The following is a 14,009-nucleotide window of genomic DNA, read 5'->3' on the forward strand; positions in this document are numbered from 1 at the left end:
CGGCACGGGGGCGGCACGGGGTCGGAATGGGGCGGAAGTTGGTTGACGGTGGTGGAAAGTGGAGTAAGGTGGAGCGCAGTGGAACTGAAGTGGTGGAAAGCACTCGCCTGGAGTCGGAGAGTCCGCAACGGGGAGGTGGAGCGTGTTCCTCGGAACTCACTTCCCCAAGCTCGACGACAAGGGGCGGCTGTTCCTGCCGGCGAAGTTCCGCGACGAGCTGGCCGACGGTCTGGTGATCACACGAGGGCAGGAGCGATCGCTGTCCGTGTGGCCGGAGCGTGAGTTCGTCCAGCTGACCGAGCAGTTGAAGCAGGCTCCGATCACCAACAAGGGTGCGCGGGACTACCTACGGATGTTGTTCGCCGGCGCCTCCAACGAGATGCCGGACAAGCAGGGCCGGGTCACCATCCCACCGATGCTTCGTGACTATTCAGGACTTGATCGCGACTGCGTCGTCATCGGGGCGATGAACCGGGTGGAGATCTGGAACACGGAGAACTGGAACCGGTACTCCGCGGAGCAGGAGCAGGCGTTCGCCGACCTGTCCGAGGAAGTACTGCCAGGCATCTTCTGAAGCAAAGCTGAACAGTGTGCGAGGACCGAGACACACCGACCGTCCGGTGAGATCACGGGTCCGACTTCCGACCTGGAGTGTTGGCGTCACTTCCCCGGCGCCAAGACCGAGCAGGTACTTCCCCGGAAGGCGTACCCGCGATCTGACCGGACGGTGCTGTCTACCCACGCACACCACATGACCTGCGGGGGCAGGGTCGCTCCCGCAGTGCAGGAACTGACGGGAAGGGTCGAGATGGACGCTGCGGAGCGGCATGTGCCGGTGATGCTGGAGCGCGTGGTCGCGCTGCTGGCACCGGCGCTCGCGCGTCCCGGCGCTGTCTTCGTCGACGCGACCCTCGGCCTCGGCGGGCATTCGGAGGCGTTCCTGCGGGCGTTCCCCGAGGTCCGGCTGATCGGCTTCGACCGGGACCCGAACGCGCTGCGGCTGGCCGGCGAGCGGCTCGCGCCGTACGACGAGCGGATCACCCTCGTGCACGCGGTGTACGACGAGTTGCCGCGGGCGCTCGCGGATCTCGGCGTACCGGCGATCGACGGCATCCTGTTCGACCTGGGCGTCTCGTCGATGCAGCTGGACGAGGCCGACCGCGGGTTCGCGTACTCACAGGACGCGCCGCTGGACATGCGGATGGACCCGACCGGCGGGACCACCGCGGCCGACATCGTGAACACGTACAGCGCGGCCGACCTGGCCCGGATCCTGTTCCAGTACGGCGAGGAGAAGTTCGCCCGCCGGATCGCGGACCGGATCGTCCGGGAGCGGGCGGCCGAGCCGTTCACGAACAGCGCGCGGCTGTCCGAGCTGGTCCGGGACGCGATCCCGCAGGCCGGCAAGCGGACCGGTGGACACCCGGCGAAGCGGACCTTCCAGGCGCTCCGGATCGAGGTGAACGGAGAGCTCGACGTACTGCGTCGCGCGCTCCCGGCCGCGCTCGGTGCGCTGGCGCTGCACGGCCGGATCGTGGTGATGAGCTACCACTCGCTCGAGGACCGGATCACCAAGCAGGCGTTCGCGCCGGGCACGAAGTCCGACGTACCGGACGACCTGCCGGTGATCCCGGCCGGGCACGAACCGTATCTGAAGCTACTGACCCGGGGCGCCGAACGGCCGACCGAGGAGGAGGTCGCGGTGAACCCGCGCGCCGCCTCCGCTCGCGTCCGGGCGGCCGAGCGAATCCGGGAGAAGGGACTGGTGGCCTGATGAGTACCGTCTTCAGCCCGCAGAAAGCGCGGGTGACGCCGGCCCCTGTTGCGAAGAAGGAGCAGCCGCGGCTGCGGGTGGTGTACGGCGCACCGTTCCGGCCGCCGCGGATGCCGTTCGTGATCTTCGTGGTGTCGCTGCTGGCCGCCGGGCTGGTCGGTCTGCTGCTGCTGAACACGCAGCTGCAGAGCGGGACCTTCGACATCACCAAGCTGAACAGCCAGGCGAACGACCTGCGCGACCAGCAGCAGCAGCTGGAGAAACAGGTGCGGGCGCTGGAGTCGCCGCAGAACCTGTCCGACCGGGCCCTGCGGATGGGCATGGTGCCGAACCCGAACCCGGTGTTCCTGCGGCTGTCCGACGGGCGCGTGCTCGGCGTACCGGCGGAAGGCAAGGCCGGGGCCGGTACGGCGATGTTCGGCCAGCAGACGCCGACCGCCAAGACGACAGCCAAGCCGGTCACCCCGGTCAAACCGGTGAAGCCGGTGACGCCCGTCAAACCGGTGACACCGGTCAAGCCGACGACCGGGACCGCGACCACGCACACAGCAACCGGGCACACGGCAACCGGGCACACGGCAACCGGGCACACGACAACCACGACCAAGCCGCCGGCCGGCACCAAGCCGCCGGCCACGACGAAGCCCGCCACGACCACACGGGGATGATCGGATGACGGACCGACGGGGAAACGAGCCGCCACGCAAACGTGGTACCGAACCAGGTAGGGGCAATCCACCCCGCAAGGCTCAGCCCCGTCGCCCGTCCGCTACAGACAGTGCCCGCAACACCCCCCAGCGCCCCGAGTCCACCCGAGACCGCCTCCTCCGCCAAGCGGAGGAGGAGCGTAAGGCAACACGCGCGAGTGCGTCCGCGCCACGTGCGCAGGCGGCTCGGAAGGCGCCGGCCAAGAAGGCTGCAGGCACGCCGCGCCCTGTCAGCGCGAAGAAGTCTGTCGGTACTAAGAAGGCTGCCGGGCCGCGGCCCGTGGGGGCTAAGAAGGCTGTCAAGAAGGGTTCTGGGAAGAAGCGGCCTCCGCAGAATCGGCCTCAGGCTCGGCCTGCGAAGCGGAAGGTGCGGAAGGCGCCGCGGATGTTGCGGCTGGGGCGGCCTGCGCTGCGGCTGCGGCTGACCTTTGGCGTGATGGCGTTCGTACTGTCGTTGTTCGCCGGCCGGCTGGTGCTCCTGCAGGGCGTCGACCCGAACAGCTACGCGGCCGCGGCGACCAAGGAGAACGCGCGCGCGTTCATCCTGCACGCCGATCGCGGCACCATCCAGGACCGTAACGGCGTCGAGCTGGCGGTCACCGAGGACGCGGTCGCGATCACCGCCGACCCGAAGCAGACCAAGCCGGTCGCGCAACAGCTGGCCGCGATCCTCGCCCCGAAGCTGCCCGGTACGAAGGTCGCCGACCTGATCAAGTCGATGTCCGGCCCGGGCCGGTTCGCCTACGTCGCGCGCCAGGTCAGCCCGACCACGTGGAGCGCGATCCAGGCCGAGATCAAGGCCGCGAACCTGCCGATCAGTAAGCAGAACAGGGGCAAGCCGCAGGAGCAGCAGGCCACGCTGCTGGGCGGGCTGTACACCGAGGAGAACCCGATCCGCAGCCACCCGAACGGCAGCATCGCGGCCACCCTGGTCGGTGTCACCAGCAAGGAGGGCAAGGGCCAGTCCGGGCTGGAGTACGGCCTGAACGACAAGCTGTCCGGCCAGGACGGCAAGGCGGTCTACGAGGTCGATGCCAACGGCAACCAGATCCCGAACGCGAACCACACCGTCCAGGAGCCGAAGCCCGGCATCGGCCTGCAGCTGACCCTGGACACCGACCTGCAGTTCTTCGCCGAGAAGCGGATCCAGCAGGCGGTCCAGCAGTACAAGGCGAGCGCGGGCACCGTGGTCGTGCTGGACGTGAAGACCGGCGAACTGCTGGCGCTGGCCAACTACCCGTCGTTCGACCCGAACAAGCCGTACACCTCGGCGGACCTGAGCAACACCGCCCTGCAGCGCAGCTACGAGCCGGGCAGCGTGCAGAAGGTGGTCACGATGGCCGCCCTCGCCGACGCCGGGAAGATCGACCTGAACACCAAGCTCCAGGTGCCCGGCACGATCGACGTACAGCGCCGGACGATCAAGGACCACTGGGCGCACAACACGATGAACCTGACCATCTCCGGGGTGATCGCGAAGTCGTCGAACGTCGGCACGATCATGGTCTCGCACCGGATGCCGATCCCGCAGTTCGTGAAGTACCTGCACGACTTCGGCTTCGGCGAGCCGACCGGGCTGAACTTCCCCGGCGAGACCAACGGCCGGCTGGCCCCGGGTGACGAGTGGCCGGAGATCACCCGGTCGAACGTCGCGTTCGGCCAGGGCCTGTCGGTGAACGCCGTACAGGAGGCCGCCGCGGTGAACGCGGTCGCGAACGGCGGTGTCTACGAGCCGCCGAAGCTGATCCGCAACTACATCCAGGCCGACGGCACGCTGACCCCGAACCAGACCGCACCGGCCCGCCGGGTGGTCAGCGAGAAGGCAGCCAAGGAGGTCACCACGATGATGGAGTCGGTGACCGCGAAGAAGGGCACCGCCCCGCTGGCCGCGATCGACGGATACCTTGTGGCCGGCAAGACCGGTACGGCGCAGCAGGTCGTCCCCGGCACCGGCAAGTACGGCGCCTGGGCGACGTCTTTCGCCGGATTTGCCCCGGCCGACAACCCACGGTTCGTGACGTACGTCGTACTGCACGATCCCCAGGGTGCCCGGGGTGGTGGTCTCCAAGGAGGACCGGTGTTCCGAGACGTGATGAGCTACGCGCTGCAGAAGTACGTCGTCCCGCCGACCGGGGCGGCGCAGCCGACCATCCCGCTGACCTGGTGATGAACCAGCAGTTGGTGACGCAGGGTCAGGTAGGAGTCACAGGGTCCGTGGCGGTAGCCTCAGGGCCCGTGTCCACCCCTACCGCCGCCGGCGGCGCGGTCGCAGCGATCCGGCCCCGGCACGTCGTGCCGGTCGGCCTCGCCGACCTCGCGAACGTCGCCCACGCACAAGCTCCGGCAGAGTCGCCGGCAGCCGCGCAGGTGCCTGCGAATGTGCACGTGACCGGCGTATCCCTCGACTCGCGTTCCATCTTTCCGGGCGACCTGTACGCCGCGCTGCCCGGTGCGGTCACGCACGGTGCGGAGTACGTCGCGAAGGCCCGGCAAGCGGGCGCCGTCGCCGTACTGACCGACCCGTCCGGTGCCGGGCGCGCCGCGGCAACCGGTCTCCCGGTGCTGGTCGTCGACCGGCCGCGGAGCGTGCTCGGCGCGGTCGCCTCCCGGATCTACGGCGAGCCGACCAGCGAGCTGCGGCTGATCGGGGTGACCGGCACCAACGGCAAGACCACCACGAGCTACCTGCTGGATTCCGTGCTGCGGCGGCTCGGCCCGGCGGCGCTGATCGGGACGATCGAGACGCGGGTCGGCGACGAGGTCGTGAAGAGCGTCCGGACCACACCTGAGGCCACCGACCTGCAGGCGCTGTTCGCGGTGATGCGCGAGCACGCCGTCGAGTGGTGCGCCATGGAGGTGTCCAGCCACGCGCTGGCGATGGGCCGGGTCGACGGCGCGCGGTTCGCGGTCGCGGGCTTCCTGAACCTGACGCAGGACCACCTGGACTTCCACAAGACGTTCGAGGAGTACTTCCAGGCGAAGGCCTCGTTGTTCACCCCGCAGCGCTGTGATGTCGCGGTGGTGACGATCGACGACGAGTACGGGCGCCGCCTGGCCGCGCAGACCGTCGTACCGCTGGTCACCGTGTCGGCGAAGGGTGACGCGGACTGGACCGTCACGCACCGGCACCGCTCCGAGCACGGGACCACGGTGCTCGACATCCAGGGCCCGGGGGAGACGCTGACGGTCGAGATCGGGCTGCCGGGCGACTTCAACGTGGCGAACGCGCTGCTCGCGACCGCGATGCTGCGGCAGCTCGGCGTCCCGGCGGAGGCGATCGCGGCCGGGCTGCGGACCGCGAGCGTGCCGGGGCGGATGGAGACGTTCACCCGCGAGGACGGGCTGGCGGTGATCGTGGACTACGCGCACACGCCGGACGCGGTCGCGCTGGCGCTGAAGGCTGCTCGCGGCGCGACCAAGGGCAGGTTGTTCGCGGTCGTCGGCTGCGGCGGCGACCGGGACCCGTGGAAGCGGCCCGCGATGGGCGCCGAGGCCGCGAAGGCGGCGGACGTGGTGATCGTCACCGACGACAACCCGCGCAGCGAGGACCCGGCCGCGATCCGGGCCGCCGCGCTGGCGGGCGCCCGCGACGCCGTACCGGAGGTGAACCTGCACGAGGTCGGAGACCGCCGGCAGGCGATCGCGTCGGCGATCCGGCTGGCCGGCCCGGGGGACACCGTCGTCGTACTCGGAAAGGGCCACGAGACAGGCCAGGACGTCGGTGGTGTGATCCACCCGTTCGACGACCGCGAAACCGTGCGTGAGCTGTTGGAGGCAGATCGGTGATCCCTGTCAGTTGCGGCGAGATCGCCGACATCGTCCGCGGCGCGCTGGTGGGGGTCGACCCTGCGGCCGTCGTCGACGGCGCGGTCACGATCGACTCGCGGGAGGCCGGCCCCGGTGGGCTGTTCGTCGCGCTGGCCGGCGAGCGCGTCGACGGTCACGACTTCGTCGGTACGGCGACCGCGGCAGGCGTGACGGTTTCGCTGACCACCCGACCGGTCGACGGCAGCCCGTGCATCGTCGTCGACGACGCGGAGCGTGCGCTCGGCGACCTGGCCCGGCTGGTGATCGGCCGGCTGCCCGGCCTGACCGTGATCGCCCTGACCGGTTCGACCGGCAAGACCAGCACCAAGGACCTGATCGGCCAGCTGATTAGCCCGTACGGCGAGACCGTCTGCCCGGAGGGCTCGTTCAACAACGAGCTCGGCCACCCGCTGACCGCGCTGCAGGCGACGCCGGACACGAAGTACCTGGTCGCCGAGATGGGTGCCCGGCACACCGGCGACATCACGTACCTGTGCGGGATCACGCCGCCGGCGGTCGGCCTGGTGCTGAACGTCGGCACCTCGCACATCGGCGAGTTCGGGTCCCAGGACAACATCGCGATCGCCAAGGGCGAGCTGATCGAGGCTGTGAAGCCGGACGGTACGGCGGTCCTGAACGCCGACGACCACCGGGTGGCGGCGATGCGGAGCCGGACGCCGGAGAAGGTGCTGACGTTCGGCGAGGCGCCCGAGGCGGATGTCCGCGCCACGGACGTGAAGGTCGACGGCGAGGGCCGCCCGGCGTTCACGCTGCACATCGGCGACTTCAACGCCGCCGTACAGCTGCAGCTGATCGGTGAGCACCACGTCTCGAACGCGCTCGCCGCCGCGGCTGCCACGCTGGCGGCCGGGCTGACGCCGGAGCAAATCGCCGACGGGCTGAACGCCGCGCGGCGGGTGTCGGCCGCACGGATGGAGCTGACGGAGCGTGCGGACGGCGTCACGATCATCAACGACGCGTTCAACGCGAACCCGGACTCGACCCGTGCCGCGCTCAAGTCGCTGGTCGCGATCGGCCGCTCCCGGGGCGCGCGGACCTGGGCGGTGCTCGGCGAGATGCTCGAGCTCGGCGACACCTCGGGCGCCGAGCACGACGCGATCGGCCGGCTGGCCGTCCGGCTGGACGTGAACCGGCTGGTCGTGGTCGGCGCGGGCGCGAAACCGATGCATCTCGGTGCGTCGCTGGAAGGCTCCTGGGGCAACGAGTCCACGTTCGTCGAGACCATCCCCGAGGCGCTCGAGCTGCTGCGCGAAGAGCTGCGCGCGGGCGACGTCGTACTGGTGAAGTCCTCGAAGGCGGCCAAACTCCGCAGCCTCGCGGACGCCCTGGTGGAGGCACAGCAGTGATCACGATCCTGTTCGGCGGCGCCGTCTCGATGGTGCTGACCCTGATCGGCACCCGCTGGGCGATCAAGTGGCTGGCCCGCCGCGGCTACGGCCAGGAGATCCGCGACGACGGCCTGAAGTCGCACCAGGTCAAGCGCGGTACGCCGACCATGGGCGGCATCGTGTTCATCGGGGCCACCATCATCGGGTACTTCAGCGCCAAGGTGTTCGTCATGCTCACCACGGGCGCCGGCAGTGCGCCGAGCGCCTCGGCGCTGCTGGTGCTGTTCCTGTTCGCCGGAATGGGCGCGGTCGGCTTCCTGGACGACTTCATCAAGATCTTCCGGCAGCGCAGCCTCGGCCTGCGCAGCAAGGCGAAACTGGCCGGCCAGACGCTGGTCGCGGTGGTGTTCGCGGTGCTCGCGCTGCAGTTCCCGGACGACCGCGGGCAGCGGCCGGCGTCGCCGTTCATCTCGTTCATCCGGGACATCGGCTGGCTGGAGCTGCCCGCCATCCTGGTCATCATCTGGATCCTGCTGCTGATCGCGGGGATGTCCAACGGTGTGAACCTGGCCGACGGCCTGGACGGTCTGGCCACCGGCGCGTCGATGATGGTGTTCGGCGCCTACACGCTGATCTGCATCTGGCAGTTCAACCAGAGCTGCGCGACCGAGCGCGGGGTCGGTGCCAAGTGTTACGAAGTACGGGATCCCCGTGACCTCGCGGTCGTGGCGGCCTGTCTGACCGGTGCGTTGTTCGGGTTCCTGTGGTGGAACGCGTCGCCGGCCAAGATCTTCATGGGCGACACCGGTTCGCTGTCGCTCGGCGGCGCGCTCGCCGGCATGGCCGTGATGACCCGCACCGAGCTGCTGGTGCTGGTGCTCGGCGGACTGTTCGTCGTCATCACCGCGTCGGTGATCCTGCAGGTCGGCTACTTCAAGATCACCAAACAGGCGACCGGCGTCGGGAAACGCCTGTTCCTGATCGCGCCACTGCATCACCACTTCGAGATGCTCGGCTGGGAACAGGTCAACGTGGTGATCCGGTTCTGGATCATCCAGGGCCTGTGCGTGGTGATCGGCCTCGGCATCTTCTACGCGGAATGGGTGACCGGATGAGTCTCGAGACCCGTACGTCGGACGGCTGGGCGACGACGCGGTTCGTCGTGCTCGGCTTCGGTACGGCGGGCTACGCGTGCGCCGACTCGCTGCTCCAGGCCGGCGCGGAGCACCTCGTCGTACTGGACGACCGGGACAACGGGGCGCTGCGGGAGAAGGCGCAGATCCTGGAGACGCTCGGCGCCACGATCACGCTCGGCCCGGGCAGCACGCAGGAGCTGCCGAAGGACGTCGACGTCGTCGTCACGTCTCCCGGCGTACCGCCGCACGCGCCGCTGCTCGCGCAGGCGGCCGAGCGCGAGGTGCCGATCTGGAGCGAGATCGAGCTCGCCTGGCGGCTCCGTGACCCGGCGAACGCCGCGCCCTGGCTGTGCATCACCGGGACCAACGGCAAGACCACGACCGTGCAGATGCTGACCGCGATGCTGCAGGCGGCCGGCCACCGGGCCGTTGCCGCGGGCAACGTCGGGCTGCCGTTGCTCGAGGCGGTCATGGACCCCGAGCCGTACGACGTGATCGCGGTCGAGCTGTCGTCGTACCAGCTGCACTTCACGCACTCGATGTCGGCGCACTCGGCCGCCGTACTGAACATCGCCCCGGACCATGTCGACTGGCACGGCTCGCTCGCGGCGTACGCCGCGGACAAGGGCCGGATCTTCGACAACTGCCGGGTCGCGTGCGTGTACAACGTCGCCGACCCGGCCACCGAGCACCTGGTCGAAGAGGCCGACGTGGTCGAGGGCTGCCGGGCGATCGGTTTCACCCTCGGTACGCCGGGACTCTCGATGCTCGGGCTCGTCGACGACCTGCTCGTCGACCGCGCGTTCGTGGAGCAACGCAAGACGTCCGCGCTCGAGCTGGCCTCGATCGACGACATCACGCCGCCCGCGCCGCACAACGTCGCGAACGCGCTGGCGGCGGCCGCGCTGGCCCGCGCGTTCGGCGTACCGGCGACCGCCGTTCGGGACGCCCTGCGGGGTTTCCGGCCGGACGCGCACCGGATCGCGCAGGTCGCGGAGGTTGCCGGGGTCAACTATGTCGACGACTCGAAGGCGACCAACCCGCACGCCGCGCAGGCCTCGTTGCTGGCGTACGAGCACGTGGTCTGGATCGCCGGCGGCCAGGCCAAGGGCGCGATGTTCGACGACCTCGTCACCGCAGCCCGCGAACGTTTGCGGGCCGTCGTACTGCTCGGCCAGGACAAGGCCGTGATCGCCCAAGCTCTCGAGCGACACGCACCGGATGTCCCGAGGTTCGTCGTCGAGTCAACGGACACTGGTGCCATGGAGATCGTGGTGGGGGAGGCGGCGAAGCTCGCGCAGGTGGGTGACACCGTGCTGCTCGCTCCCGGCTGCGCATCCTGGGACATGTTCGCCAACTACGGAGCCCGTGGGGACGCGTTCGCCGAAGCTGTGCGCCGGCTGGGGTGATCGCGTGACGTCGGTCGCAGATCAGCCGGACCAGAAGAAGCAGAACAGCACCGAGCGGCCGTGGATCGCGGCGATCCGGGACGTGCTGGACCGGCCGCTGACGTCGTACCACATCGTGCTCGGCGCGACCGGGCTGCTGCTGGTGCTCGGACTGATGATGGTGCTGTCGGCGTCCAGCGTGCTGTCGTTCCGCGTGTACGGGAGCAGCTACACGATCTTCACCCGGCAGCTGATCTGGGTGTCCGTCGGGCTGCCGATGGCGTACGTCGCCTCCCGGATGACGCCGCGGCACTTCCGGATGCTCGCGTACGTCGCGCTGCTCGGCTCGACGTTCCTGCTCGTGCTGACCTTCATCCCGGGCCTCGGCGTCGGCGTCAACGGCAACACCAACTGGCTGCGCCTCGGCGGACCGCTGCAGATCCAGCCGAGCGAGTTCGCCAAGCTCGCGATGGTGCTGTGGTGCGCGGACCTGTACGCCCGCAAGGAGAAGCTGCTCACCCAGTGGAAGCACCTGCTGGTCCCGATGGTCCCGGTCTGCGGCCTGGTGATCGCGCTGGTGGTCGGCCAGCACGACCTCGGTACGGCGCTGGTCCTGATGGCCGTGATGATCGGCATGATCTGGGTCGTCGGCGCGCCGACCCGGTTGTTCGTCTCGACCATCGCGGTGGTCGGGCTGGTGGCGACGTACTTCGTCAACGCGGAGAAGTACCGGATGCAGCGGGTGACGTCGTTCCTGGACCCGTTCGGTGACCCGTCCGGCGTCGGCTGGCAGGCGTACCACTCGTTCTACGCGCTCTCGACCGGCGGCTGGTGGGGCGTCGGGATCGGCAACAGCCGGCAGAAGTGGGGCAACCTGCCCGAGGCACACACCGACTTCATCTTCTCGGTGATCGGTGAGGAGCTCGGCCTGGTCGGTTCGCTGACCGTGCTCGCGCTGTTCCTGCTGCTGGCCTACGCCGGGGTGCGGATCGCGACCCGGAACACCCAGCCGTTCGTCCGCTACGCGGCGGCCGGGATCACCGTCTGGCTGATGGCGCAGGCCGTGGTCAACCTCGGCGCCGTGATCGGACTGCTACCCATCGTGGGTATCCCGCTCCCGCTTTTGTCGTACGGTGGTTCCGCACTGCTGCCGACGCTGATCGCGATCGGCATGCTGCTGTCCTTCGCGAAGGCCGAGCCCGGCGCGCAGGCCGCCCTGAAAGAATCCCGGCGACCTCGTTTCGGCTGGCTGCCTTCGCGGCGTTAGTCACACAAATGAACCCCGCGGGAGCGTTGAAAGCTGTGCCCAGCATCGTTCTGGCCGGTGGCGGTAGCGCCGGCCACACCTCACCCCTGATCGCCACGGCGGACGCTCTGCGCCGGATCGACCCGACCATCGAGATCCTGGCCCTCGGGACCGAGCGCGGCCTGGAGACCCGGGTGGTTCCGGAGGCCGGGTACCGGCTGGAGCTGATCCCGCCGGTGCCGCTGCCGCGCAGGCCCACGCCCGCGCTGTTCGCCGTACCGGGCAAGATGCTCGCCTCGGTGAGCGCCGCCCGGAAGGTGCTCGACGAGGCGAAGGCGGACGTCCTGGTCGGCTTCGGCGGCTACGTGTCCACCCCGGCGTACGTCGCCGCCTGGCGGCGGAAGACACCCATCGTCGTGCACGAGGGCAACGCGGTGCCGGGGATCGCGAACAAGTTCGCCGCCCGGTACTGCACCGAAACCGTGTTGACCTCGTTCCCGGGCACCGACCTGCCGCACGCGGAGTACGTCGGGCTGCCGATCCGGCGGGCGATCTCGACGCTGGACCGGGCCGCGCTGCGCGCCGAGGCCCGGCAGTTCTTCGGGCTGCACCCGGACGCGCCGACGCTGTTCGTGACCGGCGGCTCACAGGGCGCGCAGCGGATCAACGAGTCGGTCTCCGGCGCCGCCGCGGACCTGCAGGCGGCCGGTATCCAGGTGCTGCACGCGATCGGCCCGAAGAACACGCTCGAGGTCCCGCAGACCGGCCCACTGCCGTACGTCGTACTGAACTACGTCGACCGGATGGACCTCGCGTACGCCGCCGCGGACCTGGTCGTCTGCCGGTCGGGCGCGAACACGGTCACCGAGGTGTCCGGCGTCGGGCTCCCGGCGATCTACGTCCCGCTGCCGATCGGTAACGGTGAGCAGCGGCTGAACGCGAAGCCGGTCGTCGACGTCGGCGGCGGCGTGCTGATCGACAACGCCGAGCTGACCGTCGACTGGGTGCGGGCCAACGTGCCGCAACTTCTGCTCGACCGCGAGCGTCTGACAGCCATGTCCACAGCTGCGACCGGTGTGATCCGGACCGACGCCGACGACCGGTTGGCGCGGATCATCCTCGATGTGGTGAGGTCTGCGTCGTGATCGTCACCGCTCCTGAAACGCTCCTGCCTGCCGAAAAGCTGGGCCGCGTGCACTTCGTAGGCATCGGCGGCGCCGGCATGTCCGGGATCGCCCGGATCATGGCGGCGCGCGGGATCGAGGTGTCCGGCTCGGACGCCAAGGACGGCAAGGTGCTGGCTGCGCTCCGGGCGCTCGGCGCGACCTGCTGGGTCGGGCACGAGGCCGCGCACGTCGCCGCCGTGGACACCGTGGTGGTCTCCACCGCGATCCGCGAGACCAACCCCGAGGTGGTCGCCGCCCGTGCGGCCGGGATCCCGATCCTGCCGCGGGCCGCCGCGCTCGCGTCGGTGATGGTCGGCCGCCGGACGATCGCGGTCGCCGGTACGCACGGCAAGACCACCACCACGTCGATGCTCACGGTCGCGCTGCAGCACTGCGGCGCCGACCCGTCGTACGCGATCGGCGGGAACCTGAACGAGTCCGGGTCGAACGCCCACGGCGGCAACGGCGACCTGTTCGTGGCCGAGGCGGACGAGTCGGACAAGTCGTTCCTGACCTACTCGCCCGAGGTGTCGATCGTCACGTCGGTGGAGCCGGACCACCTGGACAACTACGGCGACGAGGCCAGCTACCGCAGGGCGTTCGAGGAGTTCTGCGCCCGGGTGCTGCCCGGCGGGTTCATGGTGATCTGCCAGGACGACGCCGGCGCCCGGCAGCTGGCGTCGTACGCGCGGGACAGCGGGATCGACGTCCGGACGTACGGCGAGTCCGAGGACGCGGACCTGCGGGTGACCGAACTCACCGCGACCGGGGCGACGCAGTCGTTCGTGCCGGTGTACCGCGGGCGCAAGCTGCCGGTGGTGAACCTGCAGCAGGCGGGCAAGCACAACGCGCTGAACGCGTCCGCCGCGCTCAGCGCCGGGCTCGGGCTCGGGTTCTCCGCGGCCGACCTGGCCGAGGGGCTGGCCGCCTTCACCGGGACCGGCCGGCGGTTCGAGTTCAAGGGGCTCGAGGACGGTGTCCGGGTCTTCGACTCGTACGCGCACCACCCGACCGAGCTGGCCGTCGACCTGACCGCGGCCCGCCAGGTGGCGGGGGAGGGGCGCGTGATCGCGTGCTTCCAGCCGCACCTGTTCAGCCGGACGCGGATCTTCGCGACCGAGTTCTCGGAGGCGCTGGCGCTGGCCGACGAGGTCGTGGTGATGGACGTCTTCGCGGCCCGTGAGGACCCGGAGCCCGGCGTCACCGGGGCGCTGATCGCGAACCACGTGCCGCTGAAGCCGGACCAGGTCCGGTTCGAGCCGTCCTGGTCCGCCGTACCGCAACTCGTCGCGGACCTGGCCGAGCCGGGTGATCTGGTCGTCACCCTCGGAGCCGGCGACGTGACGCTGATCGGCCCGGAAGTCGTTGGCCTGCTGGCCGAACGCGCCGCCACCCGCGAGCCTGCCGAGGCAACGCTCACACCTGTGGTGGAGTAA

11 protein-coding genes are annotated in these 14,009 nt (G+C 69.9%); all 11 read left to right on the forward strand.

The genetic code is table 11. The features are described from left to right. Nucleotides 1-142: 142 nt before the first annotated feature. The 11 genes from mraZ (at nucleotide 143) to murC (ending at nucleotide 14,009) form a co-directional block, all read left to right on the forward strand. Entirely contained in the window at nucleotides 143-574 is a 432-nt protein-coding gene (gene mraZ, locus JOF29_RS39955; protein WP_209699493.1) for a division/cell wall cluster transcriptional repressor MraZ, read from the forward strand. Between the two features lie 234 nt (nucleotides 575-808). After that, nucleotides 809-1,774, forward strand: coding sequence for a 16S rRNA (cytosine(1402)-N(4))-methyltransferase RsmH (gene rsmH / locus JOF29_RS39960; RefSeq protein ID WP_209699494.1), 966 nt, complete (start codon nucleotides 809-811; stop codon nucleotides 1,772-1,774). Continuing rightward, on the forward strand, nucleotides 1,774-2,442 hold the full coding sequence (ftsL, locus tag JOF29_RS39965; RefSeq protein WP_209699495.1) for a cell division protein FtsL: 669 nt from the start codon (nucleotides 1,774-1,776) through the stop codon (nucleotides 2,440-2,442). The genes rsmH and ftsL overlap by 1 nt, the downstream gene beginning before the upstream one ends. Nucleotides 2,443-2,866: 424 nt before the next feature. Continuing rightward, a complete protein-coding gene (locus JOF29_RS39970; RefSeq protein WP_209699496.1) occupies nucleotides 2,867-4,648 on the forward strand; it encodes a peptidoglycan D,D-transpeptidase FtsI family protein in 1,782 nt (593 codons plus the stop codon). 68 nt (nucleotides 4,649-4,716) lie between these two features. Next, the gene (locus JOF29_RS39975; RefSeq protein ID WP_307863932.1) at nucleotides 4,717-6,267 is read left to right on the forward strand and encodes a UDP-N-acetylmuramoyl-L-alanyl-D-glutamate--2,6-diaminopimelate ligase; all 1,551 of its coding nucleotides are present in this window, start codon (nucleotides 4,717-4,719) and stop codon (nucleotides 6,265-6,267) included. Further along, entirely contained in the window at nucleotides 6,264-7,655 is a 1,392-nt protein-coding gene (locus JOF29_RS39980; RefSeq protein ID WP_209699498.1) for a UDP-N-acetylmuramoyl-tripeptide--D-alanyl-D-alanine ligase, read from the forward strand. The genes JOF29_RS39975 and JOF29_RS39980 overlap by 4 nt, the downstream gene beginning before the upstream one ends. 29 nt (nucleotides 7,656-7,684) lie before the next feature. Then, nucleotides 7,685-8,752 (forward strand): phospho-N-acetylmuramoyl-pentapeptide-transferase, encoded by a 1,068-nt coding sequence (mraY, locus tag JOF29_RS39985; RefSeq protein ID WP_245361161.1) that lies wholly within the window; start codon nucleotides 7,685-7,687, stop codon nucleotides 8,750-8,752. After that, nucleotides 8,749-10,182, forward strand: coding sequence for a UDP-N-acetylmuramoyl-L-alanine--D-glutamate ligase (gene murD, locus JOF29_RS39990; protein WP_209699500.1), 1,434 nt, complete (start codon nucleotides 8,749-8,751; stop codon nucleotides 10,180-10,182). The genes mraY and murD overlap by 4 nt, the downstream gene beginning before the upstream one ends. 4 nt (nucleotides 10,183-10,186) lie before the next feature. Next, nucleotides 10,187-11,428, forward strand: a complete 1,242-nt coding sequence (gene ftsW, locus JOF29_RS39995) for a putative lipid II flippase FtsW (protein WP_209699501.1) — start codon at nucleotides 10,187-10,189, stop codon at nucleotides 11,426-11,428. A 35-nt stretch (nucleotides 11,429-11,463) separates the two neighbouring features. Then, nucleotides 11,464-12,552 carry an undecaprenyldiphospho-muramoylpentapeptide beta-N-acetylglucosaminyltransferase gene (gene murG / locus JOF29_RS40000; protein ID WP_425557247.1) on the forward strand — a complete coding sequence of 363 codons (1,089 nt, stop codon included), beginning with the start codon at nucleotides 11,464-11,466 and terminating at the stop codon, nucleotides 12,550-12,552. Next, complete coding sequence (gene murC, locus JOF29_RS40005; RefSeq protein WP_209699503.1) at nucleotides 12,549-14,009, forward strand: UDP-N-acetylmuramate--L-alanine ligase; 1,461 nt, start codon at nucleotides 12,549-12,551, stop codon at nucleotides 14,007-14,009. Before murG ends, murC begins: the two co-directional genes overlap by 4 nt.

The sequence above is a fragment of the Kribbella aluminosa genome, from assembly GCF_017876295.1.
Classification (GTDB): Bacteria; Actinomycetota; Actinomycetes; order Propionibacteriales; family Kribbellaceae; genus Kribbella; species Kribbella aluminosa.

Excerpts from the sequence above, each read along its gene's own strand:
- JOF29_RS39970 (WP_209699496.1), top strand. The coding sequence starts at position 2,867 with ATGTTGCGGCTGGGGCGGCCTGCGCTGCGGCTGCGGCTGACCTTTGGC.
- rsmH (WP_209699494.1), top strand. The coding sequence starts at position 809 with ATGGACGCTGCGGAGCGGCATGTGCCGGTGATGCTGGAGCGCGTGGTC.
- mraY (WP_245361161.1), top strand. The coding sequence starts at position 7,685 with ATGGTGCTGACCCTGATCGGCACCCGCTGGGCGATCAAGTGGCTGGCC.
- murD (WP_209699500.1), top strand. The coding sequence starts at position 8,749 with ATGAGTCTCGAGACCCGTACGTCGGACGGCTGGGCGACGACGCGGTTC.
- ftsL (WP_209699495.1), top strand. The coding sequence starts at position 1,774 with ATGAGTACCGTCTTCAGCCCGCAGAAAGCGCGGGTGACGCCGGCCCCT.